Consider the following 25,891-nt stretch of genomic DNA (forward strand, 5'->3'; position numbering starts at 1 on the left):
TCACCGCGATGCGGCGGGGACCTCCGCCCCGTCGGCGGCGTCCGGGCCCTGTGCCGCCTCCGCCCCGAGGGGGGCCTGCTCCAGGTGCAGCAGCGGCGCCAGGACGGGGCCGAACAGGGTGGCCACGGCGATCGACCCCAGGGTCAGGCCCCAGGCCACCGGCCCGAGCGGGGTGCAGTCGAAGAAGTGGCTGACGCCCGGGGTCTGGATGATGGCGGCGAGCACCAGGGCGGAGCCCAGCCCCGCGATCAGGACGTGCGGGTCCAGGCCGCCCGTGGTCAGGGTCTGCGCCAGCTGGGTGCCGACCAGGGCCGCGAGCGCCACCGTACTGGCCCGGCGGCCCCTGCCGGTGAGCCGGGCGCCGGTCCACGCCAGTCCGGCCCCGGCGGCGGTGATGACGCCCCGCAGCAGCATCTCCTTGGTCAGCGCCACGCCCAGCGAGCGGCTGGGGCCCTCCTTGAGCAGCCGTTCGCCGGTGTGCCCGGTCGGCTCGCGCACCGCGATGGCGAGCGCGGGCGCGAGGTCGGTCAGCAGGTTGACCAGCATGATCTGACGGGCGCTCAGCGGGGTGGAGCCGGTCAGGGCGGAGGTGGCCACGCTGAAGGTGACCTCGCCGAAGTTGCCGCCGATGAGGATGGCGAGGGCCGCCCGGACCGAGGCCCACATGGCGCGCCCCTCCATGAGGGCCGAGACGATGGTCTCCAGACGGTCGTCGGTGACGACCAGGTCCGCCGCGGCGGTCGCGGCCGGGGTGCCGCGCCGCCCCAGGGCGATCCCGACGTCCGCGAGCCGGATCGCGGGGGCGTCGTTGGCGCCGTCCCCGGTCATCGCCACCACCCGGCCGAGGCGCTGGTACGCCTGGACGATGCGGACCTTGTGGTGCGGGCTGCACCGGGCGATCACGTCCACCGTCGGCAGCAGCTCGTCCAGCCGCTCGTCGTCCATCTCGTCCAGCTCAGGACCGGTGGACACCTTCGGCTCTGGGACGTCCAGGATGGGGGCCGCGATGGCGTCCGCGGTGGCGGGGTGGTCGCCGGTGAGCATCACGGTCTGCACACCCGACTCGCGCAGCCGCGCGAGGGCGGGGGCGGCACTGGTGCGGACGGGGTCGGCGATGGCGATGAAGCCGAGGAAGTCCAGGTCCCGCACGGTGTCGTCGGTCAGCTCCTCGCCCTCCCGCATCCGGCGCTCGGCCACCGCCAGCACCCGCCGCCCCGCACCGGCCAGCTCCTCCGCGGCGTCGGCCAGCTTCTCGATGTCCCGCGCGTCCAGTTCGGTGGCCTCTCCGGTGCCCGGTGCGCGCCGCCGGGCGACCCGCTCCAGGACGCCCTCGGGCGCCCCCTTGACGCTGAGCAGCGCGCCGTGTGCGGTGCGCCCGGCGGTGGCGTGGTAGGCGCGGGAGGGTTCGAAGGGCAGCGAGTCGGTGCGGCGCCAGCGGGGCGCTCCGCGCCGCACCCCGACCCCGGCCCGGCGCGCCCCGACGCTCACCGCGCGGTCGGTCTGGTGCGCCATGGGCTCGGCCTGGCGGGCCGGCGGAGTCGCGCGCAGCGCGGCGGCGAGCACCGCCTTACGGGGCGCGTCGAGCCGGTCGGCGGGGAGCGGGCCGCCGCTGTCGCTGACGGCCGCGAGCTCGAGGTTGCCCTCGGTGAGGGTCCCGGTCTTGTCGAAACACAGCACATCGGCACGGCCGAGCGCCTCGATGGTGCGGGGGTTGCGGACCAGGGCACCGAGGTCGGCCAGCCGGCGGGCGGCGGCCAGCTGGGCCGCGTTGACCAGGAACGGAAGCCCTTCGGGGACGGAGGCGACGGCGAGGTTGACGGCGGAGGCGAGGTTCTCGGTGGGCGGGAGGCCGTGCAGCAGCCCGGCACCGGCGACCGCCGCGGCGGATCCGAGGGCGATGGGCACGCTGGCCCGGGTGAGTGAGGTCAGCCGCGCCTCGACACCGGTGACGGGGGCGGCCTGGCGGGCGGTGGCCAGGCTGCGGCCGACCTCGGTGGCCGGTCCGGTGGCCACGACGACGGCCACGGCCCGCCCCGCGGAGATCGTGGTGCCCTCGTAGAGCATCGAGCGGCGCTGGGTGATGTGGGCGGCGACGACCGGCACCGGAGACTTGTTCACGGGGAGGGATTCGCCGGTCAGCGAGGACTCGTCGACCTCGAGCCCCTCGGCCTCCAGCACCCGGCAGTCGGCGGGCACCACGTCCTCGGGGCCCAGTACGACGATGTCGCCGGGGACCAGGTCCCCGGCGGTCACCAGGCGTTCCGTACCGCTTCTGCGGACCCGGGCGCCGATCGCCGACCGGGCGAACAGCTCCGAAAGCGCCCGCTCGGTCCTCACCCGCTGGAAGCCGCCGACGAGGGCGGAGATGCCGGTGATGGCGGCCACGAGCGCGGCGTCGGTGCGCGAGCCCACGGCGGCGGCCAGAGCGGCCCCGGCGGCGAGGACCGGGGTCAGGGGGTTGGCCAGCTCCTCGATGAACGCGGCGGGCAGGCTGGTGCCGGTGGGCTCGCCCCGGCGCGGCCCCTGCCCGGTGCGGGCGGCGGCCTCCTCCGGGGTCAGGCCGTCATGCCCGGTCCGCAGCCGCTCCAGCACCCGGGGGACGGGCATCAGATACCAGGGGGTGGTGGTCACCGGCGGGTCCATGGGGCGGGCGAGGAGCTGGCGCGCCCGCCAGTTGCCCAGGGCGAAGGCCAGGGTCCCCGCGCTGGTGCTGGACGCCGCGGCGCGCGCGGTGGCCTGGTTCGGCACCGCCTGGAGGGCGGCCACGGCGCCGATGGCGCTGCCGCCGGAGGACAGCAGGGCGCTCTCCCGGTCGACCCGTGCGGCCACGCCGACGGCGTCCACGATGAGCCCGGCCGACTCCAGGTCGGCGCCGACGAGCAGATGGGCGCCCCAGGCGGGGGGCTCGCCCTCGCGGTGCACCCCGATGCCGCAGTCGGCGGCGCCCAGGGCCCGGCGGTTGCCGGAGAGCAGCAGCACCACGGCCCCATCGGCCTGGAGGGAGCGTACGGAGGCCACGAGACGGCCGCCGGAGGGCACCACCGCGTCGGCGAAGGTGATGTCCGTGGGCTGCTGCCGGTCGGTGGCCAGGACGATGCGGGACCCGGCCCGGCGGGCGGCGGCCGCCACGGCCTCGGCGCCCGGCACGGTCTGCGGGGCGAGGCCCACCACCGCCTGGAGCGTGCGCCCCCGGGCCAGGCCGAGCACGCGCTCGCTGCCCCGGCGGCGGAGCCTGGCCGCGGTCTGCTGCCCGGTGCGGCCGGTCAGCTCCAGCCGGTCCAGGGGGCCGAGCACCCATCCGCTGTCGTGGCGGGTCTCCAGGGGTTCGTCGGGGTCGAAGAGGTCGAAGAGCCGCTCGGCGGTGCGCTCGGGGTCGGCGCCGCCGAGGAGCTCCAGGTCGATGGGCTCGTAGCGGTCACCGCGCAGCGCCGCCTCGTCCAGCAGCACGGTGTCGACCTGGCCCAGCCGCCGCAGACAGCTGCGGTCCATGGCCAGCACGCCGCGCAGCGCCAGGAACCGGCCGAGGCTGGTCGCGAACCCCTCCCGGCCGGCCCCCGGCGCCTTGGGCACGGACGAGAACCCGACGGCGAACCCGCGGCGCGGCCCGGCGAAGGGGGCGGCGAGGACACCGGCCACGGCCCCGGCGGCTATGGAGCGCTCCGCGAAGCGCTCCACGGTGTCCTGGGGGGAGGGTCCCGGCCGCTCGACCACGATGGGCTCGGCCACCACGTCCTGGGGGCCGTGCACCAGGTGCGGCTCCATCGCGGCCCAGGCCCGGCCCTCCGCCTCCGCCTCCCGCCACAGTGCCATCCGCTGGATGAGGTCGAGCGCGAGCCCGCCGCCCCGGGTGGCCACGCCCTGGGTCAGCGCGGTCAGCACCGGCAGTGCCGCCTCGGTGGGCTCCCCGCGGGTGACGGCCAGGGCGAGCCGCCGCAGACGGGGGTGGTTCTGGATGATCGACATGGCCGCCGCCACCTCGGTCGGCAGCTTGAGCCAGGGGGTCAGGCGCAGGGCGCTGGCCACGCTCAGTCCCACGACGTCCGCCGCCACGACGGCCAGCGACTGTGCCTCCTTGGGACCGCCGGAGGGATGGCGCGGCTCCGGGGCCCACTCGTCGAACTCCTCGGTGGGCGCGACGGGCGCCCGGACCTCCGCGCGCTCGATCCTGGCGATCAGGTCCTGCTCGGAAGGGGGCGGCCTGTCCACGGCCACCACAACGCGCTCGGAGGGGGCGTTCACCCGTGCCCACGCCACCCGCGGATGCTCTTCGAGGGCCCGTTCCACTCGGCGGGCCACCAGCTCGCCCCCGATCCCGTGCACCCCGCGGACCTCGATGTAGTAACGCCCCGGATAGGACCAGACCCCCCGCTGGGAGGGCCGGACCAGCCGCCCGACGGCTCCGGCGGCGTCCCGCATCCCCGCGGCCACACCGCCCTTGAGGGGTGCGAGCAGCAGTGAGGGCGGCAGGGGCAGGCGCAGCGCTGCCAGCGAGGACAGCGAGGACAGCGGTGACATCGAGGGAACCTCCGCTCCCCGGGCAGCCTGCCCGGTTCATCCCTATTACCCTGAAAAGGGAAGAAGATTCAATTCGCCATCACCGTGTGGACGTGAGACCAGTGACCACTCCCGCTACTTCACGCAAGCGCAGTTCCTCGACAGCCGCGAAGAAGACGGCACCGGCACGCGGCGGCACGTCGACGAAGTCCCGGACCGCGGCGGCTCCGTCGGCCGCGTCGAAGACCTCACAGGCGAAGCGGCCGACGAGGGCCGGCAGGCCGTCCAAGACCACGCAGCGGCAGCGGACGGCGAAGGCCGCCAAGGGCCCCATGGAGATATCGTCCGCCGACGGCAGGCGCAGCCTGACCGTCACCGTGCCCACGTTCAACACCATGGGCCACGCCACCAAGGAGACGCTCGACACCGTGGGCCACGCCACGAAGGAAACCCTCGACACCGTGGGCCACGCCACCAAGGAGACCCTCGACACCGTGGGCCAGGCCACCGGCCGCGCGACCGGCGGGGCCGCGAAAGTGGCGATGAAGCCGATCGAGATGGCCCGCCGGGTGCTGCCCGCCAAGGGCGGACTCCCCCTGTACGTGGGGCTCGGCGCGCTCGGTGCCGTGGAGGTCATCGAATGGCCGGTGGCGATCGGCATCGGGGTCGGCTACGCGGTGCTGCGCAAAGGCGGCATGATGGCCCAGCCCGAGAAGGGCACCGAGGGCCGCACCGCCGGACGGGCCAAGAGCGGCCGCTCCGGAGGCCGTTCCCAGACACGTGGATCCGCCAAGGCCGCGACGTAACGCTCCGACCAGCGGCTCCCCATCAGGTCGATTCCGTCCGCAAAGCGGGCAGAAGTCGGGCACAACTCTGTTGGAAACGGGCACCCCACAGTCACTGTAGCGTTGGTATACACCAGGAAGCGGGCCTAACACCCGTCACTGAAATCCCCCTGGGGTCCGGCGCATTGCTTGGCCGCGGTGTCGTCGACCCTCCGTCACCTGGGGGTTCACCCGAGGCGGACTGACCACTCCGTCACGAATCGACCGAAAGCGGTGACTCCTCTTGGCCCTCCCCCACAGCGCTCAGAGTGCCCCTCGAGTGCCCGGACAGGCAGTGCCCGCCGCCTCACGGCACTCGGCCACCGGAATGGCCACACTCGCCCCCGACCTCCATGTGGTGGCCGGGGACGAGGACTTCTTCCGACACTTCGGCGCGTCATCGGCCGAGCTGTGCGGGCGCAGCCTGTTCGATCTGCTGCACCCCAGCGCCCCCTCCGTCCTGCGGGAACACTTCTCGCGACTGCACGACGGACGGCGCACCCGCTTCACCGAGCGCGTCCTCGGCTACCACTCACGCGGCCGGGTCTTCTCGGGCAAGCTGACCGGCACGGCCATCCAGGGCCGGTCCGACCGGCTCTCGGCCATCGTCGTGATGGTCAAACCGGACGATGAACGGCCGGCGGAGGAACCGCCTCCCACCGGCCAGAAGCTACTGTCTCCGCTGGAGGCCCGAATACTCGAGGGAGTGGCCACCGGCGCGTCCACCGTGCAGATGGCCGCCAAGCTCTATCTCAGCAGACAGGGCGTCGAATACCACGTAGGAGCGATGTTGCGGAAGATGAAGGCACCCAACCGGGCCGCCTTGGTCTCGCGCGCCTACGCGGCGGGCATGCTGACCGTGGGCACCTGGCCGGCCCGGGTGCGCCCCGAATTCATCAAGTGATGTTCATCATGTGACGCCGTGTCACTCCCTTCGGGCCCGGGGCGCCAGCGCCCCGGGCCTGTGGATTTCCGCCGCCCGGCGGACACTTCACATTCCGGCGACTTCACGGGCCCCGCGTGGGACACCTCCGCCGCTCAGTAGGCTGAGACGGCCATGCGTTCACTCCCCTCCCGGTCGCGCCCCGCACGACGGCGCCCCCGCCACCGGCTGCCACGCGGCCTGCTGCCCGCCGTGCTCGCCGTATGCGCCGCCCTGACCGCCACGGGATGCGCGGCCCAGGCGGGGGTGCGGGACGACGGCGCGGCGCCCTCGCTTTCGGCACCGGCCAGCGCGGTTCCGCTCTGGCCCGGGTACACCCCCTCGGTCACGGCCCCGCCCCGTGAGAAACCCGATCTCGCCCGCTATCTGCCCGTGGACAAGGTCCGGCTGCCCGCGGGCGGACTGGCCGCCCTCTCCGCGAAGGACCTGCTGCTCCACGACCCGAATGTGCCGGCGCTGGTGCAGAAGCAGATCTCCGTCTGTCCGGGTCGTGGCAACTGCGCGCTGCGGGACGCCGTCCACCGCGATCTCACCGGCGACGGGCGGGACGAACTGGTGGTCGCGGTCGATCTGCCGCGATTCGACCGGACGCTGCTCCAGGTCTACACGGCCTCCGGCCACACGGTCCGCCCGGTGCTGATCTACTGGGGCCCGCCGGGGCTCACCGGCGAAACCTTCGGCCGCGATCTGCTGATCAGCTCGATCGGCGAGGACGGCCGGGTCACCACCCGCTTCCACTGGAACGGCACCGTCATGGCCGCCATGACGCCCGAGGACGGCGCGGGCCCCCGGCCGGACGTCACGTCCGAACCGCGGGCCGTACCGTCGGACGGCGGCGCGGCGGACCCGGCCAACCGTACGGAGACGAGGACGACGCGATGACCACCGGCTTCACCCCACCCGGCGCCGCCCCGGGCCCCGGCTCCCCGACCGAGGCGCATCTGCTGCTCGTCGAGGACGACGAGGTGATCCGCAATACGGTACGGATGTCCTTGGAGCGGTACGGCTTCACCGTGTCCACCGCGGGCGACGGCCTCACCGGGCTGGAGATCTTCCGTGCGAGACAGCCCGATCTGCTCCTGCTGGATGTGATGCTGCCCGAGCTGGACGGCATCGGACTGTGCCGCAGGGTCCGCGAGTTCAGTTTGGCGCCGATCCTGATGATGTCCGCGCGCGGTGACTCCCTCGACGTCGTCTCCGGTCTCGAGGCGGGAGCCGACGACTATGTGGTCAAGCCCTGCGAGAGCGCCGTCCTGGTGGCCCGTATCCGCTCGCTGCTGCGCCGCGCCTCCTTCGCCCCCATGGCCCGCGCCCCGCACGCCGAGGCGCGCGGCGGGGCTCCGGAGCCGGATGGCGCGGCCGGACCGGACACCCTCGTCTTCGGCGAACTGACCATCGACACCCTCGGGATGGAGGTGCGCCGCGCGGGCGAGCCGCTCGCCCTGACCCCCACCGAACTGCGGATGCTGCTGGAGTTCGCCGGCTCGCCGGGTGTGGTGCTGGAGCGCCGTACGCTGCTCAGCCGGGTCTGGGACCACGCGTGGCAGGGCGACACCCGGGTGGTCGACCTCCATGTGCAGCGGCTGCGCGCGAAGATAGGCGCCGAACGGATCGAGACGGTCCGCGGCTTCGGATACAAGCTGCGGCGCTGACGATGACGCTGCGATGGCGGATCGTCGCCCTGGTGGCGGCGGCGACCTGTGCCGCCGCGGCCGCGGTGGGGGTGCTGGTGCACCATGCCTCACGCGACCGCGAACTGTCCCAGGCGCGCGACGGGGCGCGCACCACCCTCGAGCGCGCCGCGCTCGGCTACGCCCGCACCGGCGGCGTCCAGGGCTCCGGCGCGGTGCTGGACGCACCCGGGCTCCCCGGGGGGCTGCGGCGGCTGGTGGCCAAGGGGCACCAGGGCACCGAGTTCGCCACCGGCCCGGACGGGCCCGCGATGTGGGCGGCCCGGCCCGCCGATGGCCAAGTCCTGTCCGTACGCGTCGATATGAGCACCGCGATGCGCAACATCAGCGCGCTGGACACCAACATCATCCTGGCCGGGCTGATGACCACCGCCGTGGTGCTGCCACTCGGCGTACTGACCGCCGAGCGGATGAGCCGGCGGCTGCGGCTCGCGGCGGCCACCGCGCGGCGGATCGCGGCCGGGGACCTGGACGCCCGGATCTCCCCCGCCGCCCGCCCGCACGACGAGATCGCCGAGATCTCCGGGGCCGTGGACTCGATGGCCGCCGCGCTCCAGGAACGGCTCCTGGACGAGCAGCGGTTCACCGCCGATGTGGCGCATGAGCTGCGCACGCCGCTGATGGGGCTGGTCACCGCCGCCGAACTGCTGCCGCCGGGCGAGGCGGCCGGGTATGTACGCGACCGGGTACGGGTGCTGAGCACCCTGGTCGAGGAACTGCTGGAGATCTCCCGGCTGGACGCGGGCGCGGAGGAGGCCGATCTGTCCCCGTGTCCTCTGGGGCCGGTGCTGGACGAGGCCATCGCCGGCACCGGGCTGTCGGCACGGCTGCGGACCGGCACGGCGGAGGGCACCGGACAGCCGGACTCCGCGGAGGACACCGGTCAGCGGGATGCCACGGACCGGACCGGACAGCGGGACTCCGCGGACGACACCGGGCCGTGGCACTCCGCGGACGGCCCGAAGGTGTGGACGGACCCCCGCAGGCTCACCCGTATCGTCGCCAATCTGGTGGTCAACGCCCATCGCCACGGCCGCGAACCGGTCGAGGTGACGGTGGCGGCGGACGGCCGGACCGTGACCGTGCGCGACCACGGCACCGGCTATCCGGACGATCTGCTGGAGAAGGGCCCGCAGCGGTTCCGCACCGGGGTCCGGGAGCGCGGCCGGGGCCATGGCCTCGGGCTGACGATCGCGGTCGGCCAGGCTCAAGTCATCGGCGCCACACTGGAGTTCGGCAACGCACCGGACGGTGGCGCGGTCGCCACGCTGCGTCTGCCCGAAGAGCCCGAGCGGCCGGAGCTCTCCGACCTGCCTGAGCTGCCCGAGCCCGGACCGATACACGGCTGATACATCATCGAGCGGAAGTCGAGGCACGGCCGAGCCCAGGCCGACACCGTCCGTTGCGGTTCCGAAGATCTTCGCTGAGGAGGATGGCGCCGACCCCCGCGAAACCTCGCGGCCGGGATCGACGGAGGAGCAATCGGCATGGCAGGTCCCCTGACGGCACTACGCGTACGGTTCACACCGGACTCGGAGCAGACGCCGCGGGACACCAGACCCCCGGGCCGCCGCCGGGCGAGAGGGCACGGAAGGCGGAAGCGGACCGGCATCCGGCGGTTCTTCACCTGGCGGAAGCTGGTCGCCTATGCGCTCACCCTGTGCGCCCTGCTGATCGGGGCGTTCACCGTGCTCTACTACTCCATCGACATCCCCAGGGCCAACGCCCAGGCGAAGGCGCAGAGCAACGTCTACAAGTACGGCGACGGCACGATCCTCGCCCGGACCGGTGAGATCAACCGCGAGATGGTCACTCTCGGCCGGGTACCCACCGGTGTGCAGCACGCGTTCGTGGCGGCCGAGAACAAGTCCTTCTACAAGGACTCGGGCGTGGACCCGATGGGCATCCTGCGGGGGCTGGTCAACACCGCGACCGGCAAGGGCACCCAGGGTGGCTCGACCATCACCCAGCAGTACGTCAAGAACTACTACCTGAGCCAGGAGCAGACCGCCACCCGGAAGATCAAGGAGTTGGTGATCTCCCTCAAGGTCGACCAGCGCAACTCCAAGGAGGACATCCTCGCGGGGTATCTGAACACCAGCTACTTCGGCCGCGTCGCCTACGGCATCCAGGCCGCCGCCCGTGCGTACTACGACAAGGACGTGGACGACCTCACGGTCGAGGAGGGCGCGTACCTGGCGGCGCTGGTGCAGGCCCCCAGCCAGTACGACTGGGCCGTCGCGAGCCCCACGGCCAGGCGCCTGGTCAAACGGCGCTGGAACTATGTGCTGGACAACATGGTCGACATGCGGTGGCTGGACCCCGACCAGCGGAAGGGCATGCGCTTCCCCGCTCCCGTAGCGCCCGAGCCCGCCCCCGGTCTCGGGGGCCAGGCCGGCTATCTGGTGGACGCGGCCCGCAATGAGCTGATCGCCTCTGGCATGAGCGAACAGGAACTCGCCGCGGGCGGCTGGACCATCACCCTCAACGTCGATCCGGACAAACAGCGGGCCCTGGAGGAGACGATGCGGCAGGGCCGGGACGGCGCCGCCAAGGGCAAGCAGGCCCGTGCGGACGCCGCCGCCACCCAGGGCGGTGCGGTCTCGGTGGACCCGGAGAACGGTCGGATCCTCGCGCTCTACGGCGGCCGGGACTACACCCGGCACTATCTGTCCAACGCGACCCGGGGCGACTACCAGGTGGGCGCCGTCTTCGAACCGGTCACCACCGCCACGGCCATGGACGCCAAGATGCGGAACGAGCGGGCCGCGGGTGGGCTGCCCGAGGTCAAGCGCACCGCCGGGGCCCTGGGCATGGACACCGACGGCGGCGGTTTCGACACCAAGGAGTCGGTCGGGCTGGGGCTGATGGGCTCGAGCCCGCTCAGGATGGCCGGTGTCTACGCCTCGTTCGGCCACCAGGGCAAGCGGGTCACCCCGAGCATCGTGAAGTCCGCGCGGCGCGGCGACGAAACGGCCGGACCGCCGAAGGCGGTGGGCGACCAGGCGATCCACCCCACGGCGGCCCGGCTGATCACCCAGAACCTCGTCGACGACGCCGCGGCGACCACCGCACGCGCCACCAAACGGCCCACCGCGGGCAAGGGCGGGGTCTCCGACGACAAGAGGGCGGCCTGGTTCGTCGGTTACACCCCGGACCTGGTCACCGCGATCGCCCTCTTCGGCGAGGACGCCGAGAAGCGGAAGCAGATCCCCTTGAGGAACGCCGGTGTTCAGCGGGTCGCCGACCTCTGGAGCGAGTACACCGAGAAGGCGCTGCGGGGTGTGCCCGCGACCTGGTTCGACAGGGGCCCCGGGCCGGGAACGCTGCCGGTCCCGGACCAGATGGTGCCTAAGCGCTCCGCTGGATCGGAAGTGCCCTGACCTGCCGTCGATCGTCCGCGGCACCGTCGTGGCTGGTCGCGCCCCGCGGCGGAGCCGCACATCGATCGCAGCCCCGCGCCCCTTCGGGGCGCCACTGAACCGCAGCAGACTTCCGCCGATCCGCCTAGCGAACGGTGAGCGCGGCGGCGAAGCCGCCGACGAGGCCCGCTGCCCCGAGGAGGCAGATCAGAAGCAGCCGGCGGCGCAGCGTCCGGTACACCTGCTGGTACTCCGCCCGCAGTTCCTCGCAGCGCCGCACCACCGTGCGCAACGTCCGCTCGGTGACGGCCAGTTGGTCCTGGAGGTAGAGCCGCTCGACCTCCGCCCGCTGGGCGGAGGTCAGCCAGTCGAGCCGACCGGTGAGGCGGCGGGCCCGCTCCCGGGCCGCGTCCCGCTCGGTCTGGAGCAGCAGATAGCCCTCGATCTGGTTGATCCCGGTGGCGATACCGGGGGGCTCGGCGGCTCTGGCCATGCTCACGCCACACTCTCCTTCTGGCCGACATCGGGATGGTGCAGATCGAACGCGGGGGATTCGGAACGGATCTTCGGCAGGCTGACGAAGTTATGGCGCGGCGGCGGGCAGGAGGTCGCCCATTCCAGGGAACGGCCATATCCCCAGGGGTCGTCGGTGACGACCTTCTCGCCGTACTTGGCAGTCTTCCAGACGTTGTAGAGAAACGGCAGGAACGACAGGCCGAGGACGAAGGAGCTGATGGTGGAGATGGTGTTCAGCGTGGTGAAGCCGTCGGCGGCGAGATAGTCGGGAATTCTGCGGAGCATTCCCTCTGCGCCCAGCCAGTGCTGTACCAGGAACGTGCCGTGGAAGCCGAGAAAGAGGGTCCAGAAGGTGATCTTTCCGAGCCGCTCGTCCAGCATCTTGCCGGTGAACTTGGGCCACCAGAAGTGGAATCCGGCGAACATCGCGAAGACCACGGTGCCGAAGATGACGTAGTGGAAGTGAGCCACCACGAAGTAGGTGTCCGAGACATGGAAGTCCATCGGCGGCGAGGCCAGGATCACGCCGGTCAGACCGCCGAAGACAAAGGTGATGAGAAAGCCGATCGCCCAGAGCATCGGGGTCTCGAAGCTCAGTGACCCCTGCCACATCGTGCCGATCCAGTTGAAGAACTTGATACCGGTCGGCACCGCGATCAGGAACGTCATGAACGAGAAGAACGGCAGCAGCACTCCGCCGGTGACATACATGTGGTGCGCCCAGACGGTGACCGAAAGACCCGCGATGGAAATCGTCGCCGCGATGAGCGAGACATAACCGAACATCGGCTTCCGGGAGAAGACCGGAATGACTTCGGAGATGATGCCGAAGAAGGGCAGGGCGATGATATAGACCTCCGGATGGCCGAAGAACCAGAAGAGGTGTTGCCAGAGCAGCGCACCGCCATTGGCCGCGTCGAAGACATGCGCCCCGAATTGACGGTCCGCCTCCAGGGCGAACAGCGCCGCCGCGAGCACCGGGAAGGCCAGCAGCACCAGCACTCCGGTCAGCAGCACATTCCAGGTGAAGATCGGCATGCGGAACATCGTCATGCCGGGAGCACGCATGCAGATGATCGTGGTGATGAAGTTGACCGCACCGAGGATCGTGCCGAAGCCGGAGAGGGCCAGACCCATGATCCACATATCCGCGCCCGCACCCGGCGAACGCACCGCGTCCGACAGCGGCGAGTAGGCGAACCAGCCGAAGTCGGCCGCGCCCTGCGGGGTCAGGAACCCGCCCACCGCGATCAGCGAGCCGAAGAGGTACAGCCAGTACGCGAACATGTTCAGCCGCGGGAACGCCACATCGGGCGCACCGATCTGAAGCGGCATGATCCAGTTGGCGAACCCCGCGAACAGCGGGGTGGCGAACATCAGCAGCATGATCGTGCCATGCATGGTGAACGCCTGGTTGAACTGCTCGTTCGACATGATCTGCGAACCCGGACGGGCCAGTTCGGCACGCATCAAGAGCGCCATCACCCCGCCGATGCAGAAGAAGGCGAACGAGGTGATCAGGTAGAGCGTGCCGATCGTCTTGTGATCGGTGGTGGTCAGCCATCCCACGGCCGTGGCCCCCGGTCCGGGACGGCGGGACGGCAAGGCGGCCGGCGCCGCGACAACGGTGTTGTTCCTCATGACCGCTAGGTGTCCGGCACCCCCTCGGATCGTCACTCCGAGGGCCGGTCGATGTTTTCCGCTCCGGGGTGTGATGATCCAAGACGTGCCGGACACCTTCGGATCATGAGCACCGACGACGCCTTCGACGCCGCCTATCGCGAGCATTACTGGGCGGTCAGCCGTTTTGTGGCACGGCGGCTGGACGACCAGGCATGGGAGGTCGAGGAAGTGGTCGCCGAGGTCTTCGCGGTGGCCTGGCGGCGCCGGGCCGAAGTGCCCGAGTCACCGCTGCCGTGGCTGTACGGGGTGGCCCGGCACTGTCTGGCCAACACCGTGCGCGGCAAGGGCCGTTACCGCAGGCTGCTGGCCAAGCTGGGCCACCATGAGGCGACTGCGGGCGGGCGCACCGTGGCGAGCCCGGACGCTGAGCGGCCGGGCTCCTGGGTGCTGGAGGCGCTGTCCCGGCTCACCGAGGCCGACCAGGAGGTGCTGCGGCTGACGGCGTGGGAGGAGCTGACCGTCGAGGAGCTCAGCACCGTGCTGGGGTGCGGCCGGTCGGCGGCGGCGATGCGGCTGCACCGGGCGCGGCGGCGGCTGCGGGAGCAGATAGAGGCCCTGCGCCGGGACGACCGGGTCTCAGTGGGGTGCACGAGCGGCAAGGGCGACATGGCCCATAGCGCTGACAGGGCCGACAGGGCCCACAAGGATGGACACGCATGACCGACGAACTGGATCTGATCCGCGAGGCCAACCCCGTGTCCGCCGACACCGGCCCCTGGCGGGACCGGCCGCTGAACGCGCGCGCCGAGCTGCTGCTGCGGCAGCTGCCGTCCCGGGACCGGGGGCGCCGTACGGTGCGACGCGTGATCTGGAGCCTGGAGGCCGCGGCGGCCGGGACGGTCCTCGCCCTCGCGCTGACCGTCTCGGGCACCCCTTCCTCCGCGGTGGCGGCGTCCAGACCACTGCCGCTGGTGGCGCATGCCTCCCGGGCGGACGTATCGCTCGCCGAGATCGACCGGCGGGCGCGGACGGCGGCCGAGGAGTCCTTGGGGAAGAGCGAGCGGGGCAGCCATCTCCAGAGCTGGGCGCTGAGCATGAAGTCGGGCGAGGATCCGGTGACGCTGCCCCGGGAATCGCTGACCCGGTGGAACGCGGACGGCAGCGGTTTCACGCTGGAGGTGGCCACCGATCCGCGTCATCCGGGGCGCGCGGTGATCGAGGACGGTCCCCCGCCGCGCACCGTCCACGAGGGCGAGGTGCTGAGCGAGGAGCGCTATCCACCCGGGATCAACAGCGCGAACCAGGACTACTTCGAGGACCCGCCGGCCGGGGCCGCGGCGCTGCGCGACTATCTCGCCGTCTGGTCCCCGGGTGCGGACCGCGACTCGGCGGAGCTGATCTCGGCCATCGAGTCGTTCGTCACGGTGTGGACTCCGGGCCCGCGCCAGCGGGCCGACATCGCCACCCTGCTGTCCCGGATCGAGGGGCTGCGCCCGGCGGGCAAGGTCACCGACCGGCTGGGCCGGGAGGGGCAGGCGTTCCGGTTCACCCCGCGCGCTTCCGGGCTCCGGTATCTGATCGTCCTCGATCCGGCCGACGGCACGGTGCTGGACGTCGAGGAGACGATCACCCGGGACGATCCGGAGTACCGGCTCAAGGCGGGCGACGTGATCTCCTACAAGGCGTGGATCTACTGATCGGGCGCGCGAGTGCGGGGGGCTCATCGGAGACGCGGGTGCGGGTGCCGCGGCGGGACGGATCGCCCCGGCGCGGCCTCAGGCTTCCTCCCCCTGGCAGTGGGGGCACCACAGGGTGGTCCGGCCCGCGATCCGGCCGTGGCGCAGCGGATGGCCGCAGCGGGGGCAGTGCGGGTCCGGGTCGTCGCGCTGCCCGGTGAGCCAGTCCGGGTCGTCCGGCACCCGGCCCGCCCGCACCGAGGCGCGCAGCACATCGCGCATCGCGGTGTGGAGCCGATCGTGTTCGGCGTCGGTCAGCGAGTTCACCGGCCGCTGTGGATGGATCCGGGCCCGCCACAGGATCTCGTCGCCGAGCAGATTGCCGAGCCCGGCGATCACTGCCTGATCGGTCAGGGTGGCCTTGACGCGTCCGCGTCGCCCCGCCAGCAGCCGGTCGAGCTCGGCCCGGCTCAGCGAGAGCGCGTCCGGGCCCTGATCGCCGATGATCCGGTCGATGTCGGCGTCGGTGGCGGCGAGCCAGATGCCCTGGAGTTTGCGCTGGTCCTCGAAGCCGAGGCGGTGGCCGTCGTCGAGGTCGAAGGCGACGCGCTCGAACCGGCCGGCCGGTTCGGAGTCCGGCCCGCACACCAGCCGCCCGGTCATGCCGAAATGCAGCAGGACCGTGGGCCCGTCGGTGGGGGCGATCAGCCACTTGCCGTGGCGGCGCGGTGCGGCGAAGCGGCGGCCCTTGAGGTCGCGCTTCAGCCGCTGGGCGGTCACCCCGTGCAACACCCCCGCGTCGGCCACCGCCGCCCGCTCGACGCGGCGGCCCTGGGCACAGGAGGCGAGCGTCCGCCGGAACCCCTCGACATCCGGTAGCTCGGGCATAGCGTCAGGCTACGCCCGGGGCTGATGTCTCGCGTTATGGATAATCATCCCTTCGGGGGCTTTCGTCGGCTAAAGTCCGAATTATGCGATTCATGCGCCCGACCCCGGGGGCGAGCGGTCGCAGCCAGACGTTGTTCGCGATCACACGGTGTCTGCCGTTCGTGGTCCTGGCGGCGGTGCTCAGTATTGAGCTCTCCCCCGCGCACACCCTCTACACCGGCTCTCTGCTCTCCCCGGCGCCGGCGCTGGCGGCGGTGACCATGGGGCCGTTCGGCAGCGCCGGTGTGGCGCTGCTGGCCGCGGCGATCTGCGGGATCACCGCCGCCCACAACGACGCGTGGGGCAGCGAGGTGGTGTACGCGAATCTGCTGGCCCTGGTGGTGGTGGCGGTCGCGAGCGTGGCGACCAGCGCGGTACGGGTGCGCCGGGACCGTGAGCTGGCCCATATCCGCCGGATCGCCGAGGTGTCCCAGAACGTGGTGCTGAGGCCGCTGCCCGCCCGGATGGGCGTGGTGAACACCGCCAGTGTCTATATGGCGGCCGAGCGCGGAGCGCAGATCGGCGGGGACCTGTACGAGGCGATGTCCACCCGCTACGGAGTGCGGCTGATCGTCGGCGATGTGCGGGGAAAGGGGCTGGCCGCGGTGCGGTCCGCCGCGGCCGTGGTGGGCGCCTTCCGGGAGGCGGTGCACTACGAGCAGGATCTCGCCGAGGTGATGCACCGCTGCGCGGCCGCGCTGGGGCGCGAGTACGAGCTGCTGGACCGTTCCCAGTTCCAGGACCCGCAGGAGCTGGAGGAGCAGTTCGTCACCGTGCTGCTCGCCCAGGTGTCGGAGGAGTCACTGGTCCATCTGATCAACCGGGGCCATCCGCCGCCCCTGGTGATGCGCGGGCGCAAGGTGCGCTCCCTGGACCCGGTGCGCCCGCTGCCGCCGCTCGGCCTCGAGGATTTCCTTGCCCCTCCCCCGATCCGCGTCGAGACCTTTCCGTTCCTGCCCGGTGACCGGCTGTTGCTGCACACCGACGGAGTGGTCGAGGCCCGCAACCACTGCAACGAGTTCTTCCCGCTGCACCGGACCATGGAGACGCTGGACGGCGCCACTCCGTCCGAGTACCTGGACGGGCTGCGCCACGCCCTGGTCCGGCATACGGAGGGGCGGCTGTCGGACGACGCGGCGATGGTCCTCATCGAGCGGGTCATCGGCGGCGCGGGGCGGCCGGTTCTCTGAGCCGGTTCTTTGTGTGGGTTCTTTGTGTGGGTTCTTTGAGCCGCTTCTCCGAAGTGGGCTCTCCCAGCCGGTTCTCCGAGTGGGTGCGGCCACACCGGCGTCGTACATCCGCCGTACCGTCGGCCCGCGTTGGCCGCCTTGGCATGGGTTGACGCCCTCGCGGAGCGCGACGACACTGTCAGGGACGGTCACGATTGTCAGCGCCCACCGTGCGGTATCCCCGCTCAGGCGGGTCATCGGCCCCGGCTCGCTGACAGGCAACCCTTCTTCCGCGACGGGGTGCCCCCGGGTGACGACCAGGTCCCGTCGGCGTGGACGGGACAAGCGCGGTCTCGCTGCCTCGCGAGCCCCCGATGATGGGATCGGTGGAGATGCCCAGGACCGACAGCCACAGGGACGGCGCCCGTCGGCGTCCCCGGCCGTTGTCCCCGCTCCGCCGTCTCCTGGCTCCGGCGGATCACCTCCTGACCAGGCGGCTGCACATCGATCTGCTGCGCATTTGCAGCGCCTCCAGTCCAGCCGTCTGAATCGACGCGGTCACCGAGCACTGAGCGCGGCCTCGCGCGCCGGGGCCGGGCCGGGTGTGTCCCGGCACCGTCCCGGCGGGCGCCCCGCGCGGGCTTCCCTTCCGTTGCGCCATCGGCGCCGCCTGACCGGCGGGGCCGGGGCTCCGTCATTGCCTTGGAGAGCCATGTCCGAGACGTTTTCCGTCAGTTCAGGTCCCGCCGCTCTGCTCGACCCCGACCCCTGTTCGCCGCGTCCCCGGATCGCCCCGCCCGCACCGCCGCACCGCTTCCGCAGCCGTATCGGCGTCGACCTCGCCGGTGGCTTCTATCCGGTGCCGCATCGCTATCGGCTCTATCTCTCCGCGAGCTGTCCGCTCTCGCTGCGCGTCTCCATCACCCTCGATCTGCTCGGGCTGCGGAACACCGTCGCCACCACTCTCCTCGGGCTCCCGGACGACACCCCCGAAGCGTTCGCCGCGCTGCGCGGGGCCTACGAGGCCACCTGGCACCGCTACGGCGGACCGCTGGACGCGCCCGCGCTGTGCGACGGCTGGACCGGACGTGTCGTCAGCAATCACACGCCCGACATCCTGCGCGATCTCGCCGGCCATCTGAGCGACCCGGGCGGCGCCGGATCTCCCCGGCTGCGCCCGGCGGCCCTCGCCGCGGACATCGACGCCCTCCGCGAACTCCTCGACGAGGACATCACCCACGCCGCACGGCAGGCCGGGACGGCGCACGAGCCGGAGTGCCGGGACGCGGCGCTCGAGCGGCTGCTGACCGCCCTGGACCGGCTCGACCGACAGCTGGCGACCGCGCCGTACGCACTGGGCGACGAGCTGACCGCCGCCGATGTGGACCTGTGGGTGGCCCTCGTCCAGCTCGACACCGAGTACCGGCCCCTCCTGGACGCCGACGCGGCCCACCGGGTCTCCCGGCACGGGCGGCTGCGCGCCTATGTACGGCGGCTGCATGCCCATCCGGCCTTCCACACCACGATCCCGGAGGCGCTCCAGGACGAGGTGTCCTGAGTTTCCGCCCTGGGGTTTCCGCGCCGGCGGTGACCGCCACCGCCGAGGACCCTGGAGGTCACCGCCACCGTCGAAGGCGGCCGTAAGCAGCCATCGCCACCAGTCGCCGTAGCGGCCACCGCCGCCAGTCACCGCCGAGGCACCGCCCTGACCTGCGGCTCCGCTCAGGTCAGGGCGGCCCTGGCGGCGCCGAACTCGCCCATCGCCCCGGCCACGATGGCTTCCAGACGGGCGTGGTGGGCGCCGCGCCAGTAGACCCGCCCGCAGGCCGTACAGCGGGCGAAGACTTCGTAAGTGCGCCGGGTGCCGTGCTGGAGCCGCTCCCGGACCGCCTCCTTGTCGGCGTCCTCCAGCGGGCCGTTGCAGGCGGTGCAGCGGGTCCAGGGCACCAGGCTCGGGGTGAACCGGCCGAGGACGTCCCGCAGTTGCTCATCGGGGCGGTCGCTGTAGACATACGCCCCGGCCCACAGCTCACGGCGGCGCAGCAGCCCGCGGTCGCGGGAGAGCAGCACCCTGCGCTGGGCGGCGGAGCGCGCGGCCAGCTCGGGATCGCCGATGTCCTCGCTCTCGTACGCGGCGTCCACGCCCAGCAGCCGCAGCCGGCGCGCGAGCGTGCCCAGATGCACATCGAGCAGGAAGCGCAGCGGCGCGCCCGGCACTCGCTGCGGGCGGACGACCGGGTGGACCTCCACGGTCTCCCCCGCGCTCGGCACATGCGAGACAGCGGCCTCGTCCCCGTCCACCAGCAGCCTGCCGACCTCGGTGAGCGGGACCCCGAGCGACTCGACGACATGGCCGAGAGTCGAAGCGCCGTCGGTGACGACGGCCGTCCAGGGGCGGCGGCGCTCAGGGACGGTGAAGAACCGCAGTTCAGGGGCGAGGCTGAGGTGGATCTCGGGTCCGTTCACACCGCCAGCATGCCAGGCGCGCCCGGCTCGGGGCGATGGCGTTTCCGGTCCGGCGCCAGGCTTGGCGATCATGAAAACGGACCGTCGGCGGGAACCACCGGGGGCGGCGGGCCGAACGGCCCGTACGCTCGTCGTCCGGGCGTCAGCCGACCGGTGGGTCCGCCTTGGCGCGGTCGCGGTGTCTCTTGCGGCGCCATGCCACCATCCGCAGATAGTCCTCGTGCAGCACCCGCCCGACGAGCGCACCGCCGAAGACCACGAAGCCGACGCCGACCAGCCAGGACTGGACGACCAGGACGGTGCCGACCGGGCCGTAGGAGACCGTGCTGGAGGCGATCAGCGGGGAGAACACCAGCTGGGAGAAGACCCGCAGCCCCAGCAGCCCGACGCCGGTGGCCAGCGCGCCGGGCAGCAGGGCGCCCCAGCTGATCCGCCCGCCGAGCAGCAGATGCTGCGACCACCAGAAGAACAGCACCGTGCCCACCACCGCCACCAGCACCCGGGAGAGACCGGGCGCCAGATGGGCGGAGAGCAGCAGATAGCAGATCAGCACCACGAGCCACACCAGATGGCGCCAGACGGTGTGCCAGCGGCCGGCCGGAAGCTCCCACACCTTCTCGTAGCCGACCTGGAGCACCGTGCCGAAGCGCAGCCCGAAGATGGCGAGCGTGGCCAGACCGAAGGCGGTGGTGGACTCCAGCGCCTGCTTGGGCGGGGCGAACAGCCGCTGCACCTCGTCCCGCGAGGTCGGGGAGAGTCCGAGGCCCTCGCCCAGCCACTGGGCGAATCCCAGCCGGTTCACCGGGTCGGCCGCGGCCACCACGATCAGCAGGGGCACCAGGGTGAGAAAGCCCAGGGCGGCGAAGCCCATCGCGCGGTGCAGCAGCTCGAATTCACTGCCCCGCCGCCAGCCGCGTCCGAGCGCCGACCGGTGGAACGCGTCCTCCAGCCGCCGCCACCATCTGGGCCCCCGGGAGCCGGACGCGGACCGATTCTCGGACATACCCACTCCCCTACCCGCGCCACCGGCTCGACCTGGGCAGTGCCGTCCAGGCTACTCGGGGTGGTGACGTTCCGCCGGGAGCTCGCCCGGGGCACCCATGCGGTGTCCCGGCGGCCGTGCGAGCCCGCTGGGCGGGCCTCACGCCGTGGCCATGACCGGGGCTCCGCTGTCCGCGTCGATGACGCTGACCCGGACGGCGGGCTCGCGCACCGTGTCCAGGCTGGCCGCGGCGTCCACCGCGAAGAGCACCAGAACGGGCCTCGCGGCCGTGCCGCCCCCGTACACCCCGGCGAACTGGAGGATGCGCCAGCCGCCGTCGTCCCAGTGGTCCATCAGAGCGGAGCGCACCACACGGGAGACGCTCTGCCAGGCGCGGGAGCGCTCCAGCAGTTCGACGGTCGCGGCGACCGGGACCGCCGTCCGCGCTCCGGCCGCGGTGAGCGGCACCGGTGGCGGGGCTCCGGCCGCATCGGGCGGCATCGCCGCCTGCGTGGTCGCAGGCGCCACCGCCGTCGCTGCCGCCGTCGCCGTCGCTGTCGCTGTCGCTGTCGCGGCGAGCGGATGTCCGGCGATCCGCAGCCGGAGTCGGCGCAGCGGCATTCGCCAGCGGCGCTCCGGATCGGCGGAGAGGGCCGTCAGGGCCACCGCCGCGGCCAGGACCAGGCACGCCGCCGCGGCCGGATGGCGGGCCGCCGCGGTCCACCAGGGCTGCCGCGCCAGGGCCGCCGCGGCACCGCCCGCGAGAACCGCGGCGGCGCGGGCGAAGGCGCGCCAGGTGAGGGGCGCCTCCTGCCGCGCCGTACAGCCGCAGGAGGAGCCGGGCGCGGCGGTGCGGGCGTAGCCGAGATAGCCGAGGAAGCCCGCGCCGAGGAGGGCGGCCCCCGCTCCCGGGAGCGGGGTGGTGGGCGGCGCCAGCAGCGCGGCGGCGAGGAGGAGTTCGACCGCGCCGAGGACGCGGAGGAAGAGCGCGGCCCGGCCGCCGTCGCGCAGCAGCCGAGCGAGCGCGGTACGGGGCGCCTGCCGGGCGGTGCCCCGGCCGAACAGCTTGCCGGCCCCCGCCGGTCCGAGCACCCCGGCGAGCACCAGCGGGGCGAGGTCGCGGGCCAGAGCGCTCACCGCCGCCTCCCCGCACCGGGCGCGACCGCGACCCGTACGAGGTCCACGGAACCGTCGGACGGCCGCCACGCGCCCAGGACCTGGGCGCTCTGTCCGATGGTGAGCCGGGACAGATCGGCGGTCGGCGAGGCGTCGCCGTACGCGGCGCTGGTCCTCTCCGCCATGAGGTTGCCGATGATCTCGTGCTGCCCGTGGGCGAGATGCAGCCGGGTCTTCTCGATACCGCGGATGGTGGCGTGGAGGTTGACGATGTTGACCCACACCGCGTCGGCGGCGAGGGTGCCGTCGGGCAGCGGGAGGCCGCGGGCGTAGAGTCCGTCGCCGGTCTCGATATCGGCCGCGGTGGTGGCCCGGCCCTTCCAGACGCTGGTGGCGCCCGTGATCCGCACCCGGGAGTGGTCGCCGTAGGAGCCCGCGACCTCCAGGACGTCGCCGTTGATCGCGGCGATCCGCCCCTCGGCGAACGCGCTCCGGGCGACCGCGGGGTCCAGGGGGCGTATGGGCGCGGCGAAGGCGGCGTCGGCGTCCACGGCGCCCAGGGCTGTCGCCCCGATGACTCCGGTGGTTCCGGTGGTTCCGGTGGCTCGGGTGCCGAGGACTCCCGTGCTCAGGGCGCTCGCGCTCAGCGCTCCCGTGCCGATGACGGTGGCGCCGCGGAGAGCGGCGGCGGTGAGGAAGCGACGGCGGTCGAGGGGGTCGCCGGTTCGGTACGCGCTCATGGCCTGGCCCGCCTCATTCGAAGATGGAGACCGGCAGGGTGCCGGAGCTCAGGCTGCCGATGGCGGAGAAGGCGGCGGGGGTGAGGTCGATGACCCGGTTGGTACGGCAGACCCCGTCGCAGCAGGTGGACTCGGAGCAGAAGCTACGGGTGCGCGGGCCGCAGTCGGTGACGGTGACACAGACGCTCGCGCCCGAGCAGTCGTGGCGCACCTTCATCTCCGAGCCACAGCCGCGCCGGGGTATGTCCTCGCCGCACAGGTCCGGCCGGGTGATGTCCCAGCACGCCTTGGAGGCGTTGGGCCAGGCGGCGTGCAGGGCGCTGGAGCGGCAGGTGCCGCACGCGCCGCCGCCCGTCGTGGCGCACGGACCCCAGGAGTTGCCACAACAGAACCAGGTGGCCTCGCCGTTCCAGAGCTTGGTCGATCCGCACGCCATGGCGCTGTCCTCCCGGCTTGGGTCCGGCCCTCGGAGCAGCACCATCATCTGCGGGGCCGGGCGCGGTCGCCACGGGAAGGGGTCCGGTCGGAGTCCTCACAACCGCTCGACGACGCGTAGGACTCCGTCCGGCGAGCCGGCGGCCGAGGCCCTCACAACCGCTCGACGACCGTCACATTCGCCTGGCCGCCACCCTCGCACATGGTCTGGAGCCCGTAGCGGCCGCCGGTGCGCTCCAGTTCGTGCAGGAGTGTCGTCATCAGCTTGGCGCCGGTGGCACCGAGCGGGTGGCCCAGGGCGATGGCGCCGCCGTTGACATTGACCCGCTCGGGGTCGGCGCCGGTCTCCTTCAGCCAGGCCAGCACGACGGGGGCGAACGCCTCGTTGATCTCGACCAGGTCGATGTCGCCGATGGTCAGCCCGGTCTTCTTCAGCGCGTGCGCTGTCGCCGGGATGGGCGCGGACAGCATCCGGATCGGGTCCTCGCCACGTACCGACAGATGGTGCACTCGGGCGCGCGGGGTCAAACCGTGCTCCCTCACGGCCTGTTCGGAGGCGAGCAGCAGGGCTGCGGCGCCGTCGGAGACCTGCGAGGAGAGCGCGGCGGTGAGCCGTCCGCCCTCGATGATCGGCTTGAGTGCGGCCATCTTCTCCAGGCTGGTGTCCCGGCGCGGCCCCTCGTCCACCAGAACATCCCGGAACGGGACCACCTCGCGGTCGAAGCGGCCCTCGTCGATGGCGCGCAGCGCCCGCCGGTGCGAGCCCAGGGCGAACTCCTCCATGGCCTCGCGGGTGATGCCCCACTTCTCGGCGATCAGCTCGGCTCCGTAGAACTGGCTGACCGGCCGGTCGCCGTAGCGCGCCCGCCACCCCTCGGAGCCCGCGAAGGGGCCTTCGGTCAGCCCCAGGGGCTCGGACGCCTGACGGCTGGCGAAGCCGATGGGCACCATCGACATGTTCTGCACCCCGCCCGCGACCACCAGGTCCTGGGTGCCGGAGAGCACCGCCTGGGCGGCGAAGTGCAGGGCCTGCTGCGAGGAGCCGCACTGCCGGTCGACGGTCACGCCCGGCACCTCCTCCGGGAGCCCGGCGGCCAGCCAGCAGGTGCGCGCGATGTCCCCGGCCTGCGGGCCCACGGTGTCCAGACAGCCGAAGACGACGTCCTCGACGGCGGCCGGATCGGCGCCCGAGCGCTCCATCAGCGTGCGCAGGATGTGTGCGCCGAGGTCGGCGGGGTGGACGGAGGCGAGCCCGCCCTTCCGCCGACCCACCGGCGTCCTTACCGCTTCGACGATGTATGCCTCGGGCATGGCAGCTCCTTGAGGTCCCTCAGGTCATGACGGTCTTACGGTCGTTCTCGCTCTGCCGGTCGTTCTCGCTCTGCTTGTGCTACTTGCTCTGCTCGTGGTTTTCGCTCTGCTCGTGGTTCTCGCTCGTCTTGTGGTTCTCGCGGAGTGATGCCGTCCAGGACCATCGACAGATACTGGCGGGCGATCTCCTCCGGGCTGTGCTGTCCGCCCGGCCGGTACCACGACGCGGCGACCCATACCGTGTCGCGCAGAAAGCGGTACGCCAGCCGGATGTCGAGGTCGGCGCGGAAGACCCCCTCGGCCACGCCGCGCTCCAGCGTGCCCAGCCACGCCCGCTCGAACCTCCGCTGTGACTCGGTGAGATAGCCGAAGCGCGGCTGGGCGGACAGGTGTTTGGACTCCTTCTGGTAGATCGCGACGGCGGCGCGGTGCCGGTCGATCTCCCGGAAGGACTCGGTCACCAGTGCCTCGACGGTCTCCCGGGGGCCGAGTCCGGCGCCGAGCACCGCCTCGTACCCGGCCCAGAGCTCGTCCAGGAAGGTGGAGAGGATCTCGTCGACCATCGACTCCTTGGAGTCGAAGTGGTAGTAGAGGCTGCCCGCGAGCATCCCCGCCTCGTCGGCGATCCGGCGGACGGTGGTCGCGTTGTAGCCCTGCGCGGCGAAGACCTCCGCCGCGGTCGAGAGCAGTTCGCGTCGCCGCTCGGGGGACGGGCTCACGGTCGTCTTCTTCTCGCTGTTCTTCGCACTGTTTCCGGTGGAAGCGCGGTTCCTGGTGGAATTCGGCACGTTCTCATTCTCGCCTCATGCGTGCTGGCTGCTCACGGACACCGTCTCGCCCGTCATGTACGAGGAGTAGCCGCTGGCCAGGAAGACGATGACGTTGGCCACCTCCCAGGGCTCGGCGTACCGGCCGAACGCCTCGCGCTCGGTGAGCTCGGCCAGCAGTTCGGGGGTGGTGACCTTCGCCAGATGCGGATGCATGGCCAGGCTGGGCGAGACCGCGTTGACCCGCACCCGGTACCCGGCGGCCTCGACCGCGGCGCAGCGGGTGAGCGCCATGACGCCCGCCTTGGCCGCCGCGTAGTGGGCCTGGCCGGCCTGGGCGCGCCAGCCGACGACCGAGGCGTTGTTGACCACGACCCCGCCGTGGCCACCGGCCTTCATCCGGCGCAGCGCGGCGCGAGTACAGCGGAAGGTGCCGTTCAGGGTGACGTCGATGACCTTGTCCCACTGCTCGTCGGTCATCTCGGTCAGCAGGGCGGTGCCGCCGAGCCCGGCGTTGTTGACCACCGCGTCCAGCCGTCCGTGGCGCTCCTCGGCGAGGTCGTACAACGCGGCGATCTGCGCCTCGTCGGTCACATCGCTGACGCATCCGGCGACCCGCTCCTCGCCGAACTCCCCGGCGAGCGCGGCCACCGTCTCCTTGAGACGGCGCCCATGGGCGTCGCCGAGGACGACACGCGCGCCCTCCTCCAGGAACCGGCGGGCCGTGGCGCCGCCGATTCCGGCGCCCGCGGCGGCGGTGATGACGGCCGTGCGACCGGTAAGGAGGCCGTGGCCGGGGACGTACGGCGCCTTGTTGTCCATCACAACGCCACGGTAACCTACCAAACA

At 72.4% G+C, this 25,891-nt stretch carries 22 protein-coding genes, 1 pseudogene and 1 riboswitch; of the genes and pseudogenes, 10 read left to right on the top strand and 13 right to left on the bottom strand.

Annotated features, from left to right (window positions below; genetic code table 11):
* Positions 1–4,515 carry an HAD-IC family P-type ATPase gene (locus AB0E24_RS22975; RefSeq protein WP_359379475.1) on the bottom strand — a complete coding sequence of 1,505 codons (4,515 nt, stop codon included), beginning with the start codon at positions 4,513–4,515 and terminating at the stop codon, positions 1–3.
* Between the two features lie 79 nt (positions 4,516–4,594).
* Positions 4,595–4,828: a hypothetical protein gene (locus AB0E24_RS22980; protein ID WP_069860487.1), complete on the bottom strand. Its 234-nt coding sequence runs from the start codon at positions 4,826–4,828 to the stop codon at positions 4,595–4,597.
* Here AB0E24_RS22980 and AB0E24_RS22985 point away from each other — a divergent pair.
* From AB0E24_RS22985 to AB0E24_RS23010, 6 genes are all read left to right on the top strand, one after another.
* Positions 4,827–5,300 carry a hypothetical protein gene (locus tag AB0E24_RS22985; protein ID WP_359149084.1) on the top strand — a complete coding sequence of 158 codons (474 nt, stop codon included), beginning with the start codon at positions 4,827–4,829 and terminating at the stop codon, positions 5,298–5,300. The two genes, AB0E24_RS22980 and AB0E24_RS22985, sit on opposite strands and share 2 nt — an antisense overlap.
* A 298-nt stretch (positions 5,301–5,598) precedes the next feature.
* Positions 5,599–6,222, top strand: a complete 624-nt coding sequence (locus tag AB0E24_RS22990; protein ID WP_231981170.1) for a helix-turn-helix transcriptional regulator — start codon at positions 5,599–5,601, stop codon at positions 6,220–6,222.
* A gap of 153 nt (positions 6,223–6,375) precedes the next feature.
* Entirely contained in the window at positions 6,376–7,143 is a 768-nt protein-coding gene (locus AB0E24_RS22995) for a hypothetical protein (protein ID WP_187286763.1), read from the top strand.
* Entirely contained in the window at positions 7,140–7,913 is a 774-nt protein-coding gene (gene cseB / locus AB0E24_RS23000; RefSeq protein WP_359379478.1) for a two-component system response regulator CseB, read from the top strand. The genes AB0E24_RS22995 and cseB overlap by 4 nt, the downstream gene beginning before the upstream one ends.
* 2 nt (positions 7,914–7,915) lie before the next feature.
* Entirely contained in the window at positions 7,916–9,301 is a 1,386-nt protein-coding gene (locus AB0E24_RS23005; RefSeq protein ID WP_359379481.1) for a sensor histidine kinase, read from the top strand.
* Positions 9,302–9,439: 138 nt separating this feature from the next.
* The gene (locus AB0E24_RS23010) at positions 9,440–11,335 is read left to right on the top strand and encodes a transglycosylase domain-containing protein (protein WP_359379485.1); all 1,896 of its coding nucleotides are present in this window, start codon (positions 9,440–9,442) and stop codon (positions 11,333–11,335) included.
* 124 nt (positions 11,336–11,459) lie between these two features.
* Here the strand turns inward: AB0E24_RS23010 and AB0E24_RS23015 are convergent, their stop codons facing one another.
* Both AB0E24_RS23015 and ctaD read right to left on the bottom strand, forming a co-directional pair.
* The gene (locus AB0E24_RS23015; protein ID WP_069860482.1) at positions 11,460–11,807 is read right to left on the bottom strand and encodes a hypothetical protein; all 348 of its coding nucleotides are present in this window, start codon (positions 11,805–11,807) and stop codon (positions 11,460–11,462) included.
* Between the two features lie 2 nt (positions 11,808–11,809).
* Entirely contained in the window at positions 11,810–13,471 is a 1,662-nt protein-coding gene (gene ctaD, locus AB0E24_RS23020; RefSeq protein ID WP_359379488.1) for an aa3-type cytochrome oxidase subunit I, read from the bottom strand.
* 105 nt (positions 13,472–13,576) lie between these two features.
* Between ctaD and AB0E24_RS23025 the strand changes: the two genes are divergently transcribed.
* Positions 13,577–14,173, top strand: coding sequence for an RNA polymerase sigma factor (locus AB0E24_RS23025; RefSeq protein WP_359149071.1), 597 nt, complete (start codon positions 13,577–13,579; stop codon positions 14,171–14,173).
* Positions 14,170–15,150, top strand: coding sequence for a CU044_5270 family protein (locus tag AB0E24_RS23030; RefSeq protein ID WP_359379490.1), 981 nt, complete (start codon positions 14,170–14,172; stop codon positions 15,148–15,150). Before AB0E24_RS23025 ends, AB0E24_RS23030 begins: the two co-directional genes overlap by 4 nt.
* Positions 15,151–15,228: 78 nt before the next feature.
* On the opposite strand, the gene AB0E24_RS23035 is transcribed toward AB0E24_RS23030, so the two are convergent.
* Positions 15,229–16,017 carry an Fpg/Nei family DNA glycosylase gene (locus AB0E24_RS23035; protein WP_069860478.1) on the bottom strand — a complete coding sequence of 263 codons (789 nt, stop codon included), beginning with the start codon at positions 16,015–16,017 and terminating at the stop codon, positions 15,229–15,231.
* Between the two features lie 92 nt (positions 16,018–16,109).
* Between AB0E24_RS23035 and AB0E24_RS23040 the strand changes: the two genes are divergently transcribed.
* Positions 16,110–17,246 carry a PP2C family protein-serine/threonine phosphatase gene (locus AB0E24_RS23040; protein WP_374345497.1) on the top strand — a complete coding sequence of 379 codons (1,137 nt, stop codon included), beginning with the start codon at positions 16,110–16,112 and terminating at the stop codon, positions 17,244–17,246.
* Between the two features lie 186 nt (positions 17,247–17,432).
* Positions 17,433–17,579: riboswitch (SAM riboswitch) on the top strand.
* 358 nt (positions 17,580–17,937) lie between these two features.
* Positions 17,938–18,783: a glutathione S-transferase C-terminal domain-containing protein gene (locus tag AB0E24_RS23045; protein ID WP_069860476.1), complete on the top strand. Its 846-nt coding sequence runs from the start codon at positions 17,938–17,940 to the stop codon at positions 18,781–18,783.
* A 164-nt stretch (positions 18,784–18,947) separates the two neighbouring features.
* Here the strand turns inward: AB0E24_RS23045 and AB0E24_RS23050 are convergent, their stop codons facing one another.
* From AB0E24_RS23050 to AB0E24_RS23085, 8 genes and pseudogenes are all read right to left on the bottom strand, one after another.
* On the bottom strand, positions 18,948–19,691 hold the full coding sequence (locus AB0E24_RS23050; RefSeq protein ID WP_359379495.1) for a Mut7-C RNAse domain-containing protein: 744 nt from the start codon (positions 19,689–19,691) through the stop codon (positions 18,948–18,950).
* A 142-nt stretch (positions 19,692–19,833) separates the two neighbouring features.
* Entirely contained in the window at positions 19,834–20,694 is an 861-nt protein-coding gene (locus AB0E24_RS23055) for a YhjD/YihY/BrkB family envelope integrity protein (protein WP_069860474.1), read from the bottom strand.
* 138 nt (positions 20,695–20,832) lie between these two features.
* Entirely contained in the window at positions 20,833–21,810 is a 978-nt protein-coding gene (locus tag AB0E24_RS23060; protein WP_359379497.1) for a MauE/DoxX family redox-associated membrane protein, read from the bottom strand.
* Positions 21,807–22,529 carry a cell wall protein gene (locus tag AB0E24_RS23065; RefSeq protein WP_359379500.1) on the bottom strand — a complete coding sequence of 241 codons (723 nt, stop codon included), beginning with the start codon at positions 22,527–22,529 and terminating at the stop codon, positions 21,807–21,809. Before AB0E24_RS23065 ends, AB0E24_RS23060 begins: the two co-directional genes overlap by 4 nt.
* A gap of 13 nt (positions 22,530–22,542) precedes the next feature.
* Entirely contained in the window at positions 22,543–22,965 is a 423-nt protein-coding gene (locus AB0E24_RS23070) for a septal ring lytic transglycosylase RlpA family protein (protein WP_069860471.1), read from the bottom strand.
* A 152-nt stretch (positions 22,966–23,117) separates the two neighbouring features.
* Positions 23,118–24,275: an acetyl-CoA C-acetyltransferase gene (locus tag AB0E24_RS23075; RefSeq protein WP_359379503.1), complete on the bottom strand. Its 1,158-nt coding sequence runs from the start codon at positions 24,273–24,275 to the stop codon at positions 23,118–23,120.
* A 137-nt stretch (positions 24,276–24,412) separates the two neighbouring features.
* Positions 24,413–25,063, bottom strand: a pseudogene (locus AB0E24_RS23080) (TetR/AcrR family transcriptional regulator); the annotation flags it as partial.
* 15 nt (positions 25,064–25,078) lie between these two features.
* Positions 25,079–25,864, bottom strand: a complete 786-nt coding sequence (locus AB0E24_RS23085) for an SDR family oxidoreductase (protein WP_069860469.1) — start codon at positions 25,862–25,864, stop codon at positions 25,079–25,081.
* Positions 25,865–25,891 lie beyond the last annotated feature (27 nt).

This window comes from Streptomyces malaysiensis subsp. malaysiensis, from assembly GCF_040653035.1.
Classification (GTDB): Bacteria; Actinomycetota; Actinomycetes; order Streptomycetales; family Streptomycetaceae; genus Streptomyces; species Streptomyces malaysiensis.

Excerpts from the sequence above, each read along its gene's own strand:
- cseB (WP_359379478.1), top strand. The coding sequence starts at position 7,140 with ATGACCACCGGCTTCACCCCACCCGGCGCCGCCCCGGGCCCCGGCTCC.
- AB0E24_RS22985 (WP_359149084.1), top strand. The coding sequence starts at position 4,827 with ATGGAGATATCGTCCGCCGACGGCAGGCGCAGCCTGACCGTCACCGTG.
- AB0E24_RS22995 (WP_187286763.1), top strand. The coding sequence starts at position 6,376 with ATGCGTTCACTCCCCTCCCGGTCGCGCCCCGCACGACGGCGCCCCCGC.
- AB0E24_RS23030 (WP_359379490.1), top strand. The coding sequence starts at position 14,170 with ATGACCGACGAACTGGATCTGATCCGCGAGGCCAACCCCGTGTCCGCC.
- AB0E24_RS23010 (WP_359379485.1), top strand. The coding sequence starts at position 9,440 with ATGGCAGGTCCCCTGACGGCACTACGCGTACGGTTCACACCGGACTCG.
- AB0E24_RS23055 (WP_069860474.1), bottom strand. The coding sequence starts at position 20,694 with ATGTCCGAGAATCGGTCCGCGTCCGGCTCCCGGGGGCCCAGATGGTGG.
- AB0E24_RS22975 (WP_359379475.1), bottom strand. The coding sequence starts at position 4,515 with ATGTCACCGCTGTCCTCGCTGTCCTCGCTGGCAGCGCTGCGCCTGCCC.
- AB0E24_RS23045 (WP_069860476.1), top strand. The coding sequence starts at position 17,938 with ATGTCCGAGACGTTTTCCGTCAGTTCAGGTCCCGCCGCTCTGCTCGAC.
- AB0E24_RS23025 (WP_359149071.1), top strand. The coding sequence starts at position 13,577 with ATGAGCACCGACGACGCCTTCGACGCCGCCTATCGCGAGCATTACTGG.
- AB0E24_RS23015 (WP_069860482.1), bottom strand. The coding sequence starts at position 11,807 with ATGGCCAGAGCCGCCGAGCCCCCCGGTATCGCCACCGGGATCAACCAG.
- AB0E24_RS23085 (WP_069860469.1), bottom strand. The coding sequence starts at position 25,864 with ATGGACAACAAGGCGCCGTACGTCCCCGGCCACGGCCTCCTTACCGGT.
- AB0E24_RS23075 (WP_359379503.1), bottom strand. The coding sequence starts at position 24,275 with ATGCCCGAGGCATACATCGTCGAAGCGGTAAGGACGCCGGTGGGTCGG.
- AB0E24_RS23035 (WP_069860478.1), bottom strand. The coding sequence starts at position 16,017 with ATGCCCGAGCTACCGGATGTCGAGGGGTTCCGGCGGACGCTCGCCTCC.
- AB0E24_RS23040 (WP_374345497.1), top strand. The coding sequence starts at position 16,110 with ATGCGCCCGACCCCGGGGGCGAGCGGTCGCAGCCAGACGTTGTTCGCG.
- AB0E24_RS23005 (WP_359379481.1), top strand. The coding sequence starts at position 7,916 with ATGACGCTGCGATGGCGGATCGTCGCCCTGGTGGCGGCGGCGACCTGT.
- AB0E24_RS23065 (WP_359379500.1), bottom strand. The coding sequence starts at position 22,529 with ATGAGCGCGTACCGAACCGGCGACCCCCTCGACCGCCGTCGCTTCCTC.
- ctaD (WP_359379488.1), bottom strand. The coding sequence starts at position 13,471 with ATGAGGAACAACACCGTTGTCGCGGCGCCGGCCGCCTTGCCGTCCCGC.
- AB0E24_RS23070 (WP_069860471.1), bottom strand. The coding sequence starts at position 22,965 with ATGGCGTGCGGATCGACCAAGCTCTGGAACGGCGAGGCCACCTGGTTC.
- AB0E24_RS22980 (WP_069860487.1), bottom strand. The coding sequence starts at position 4,828 with ATGGGGCCCTTGGCGGCCTTCGCCGTCCGCTGCCGCTGCGTGGTCTTG.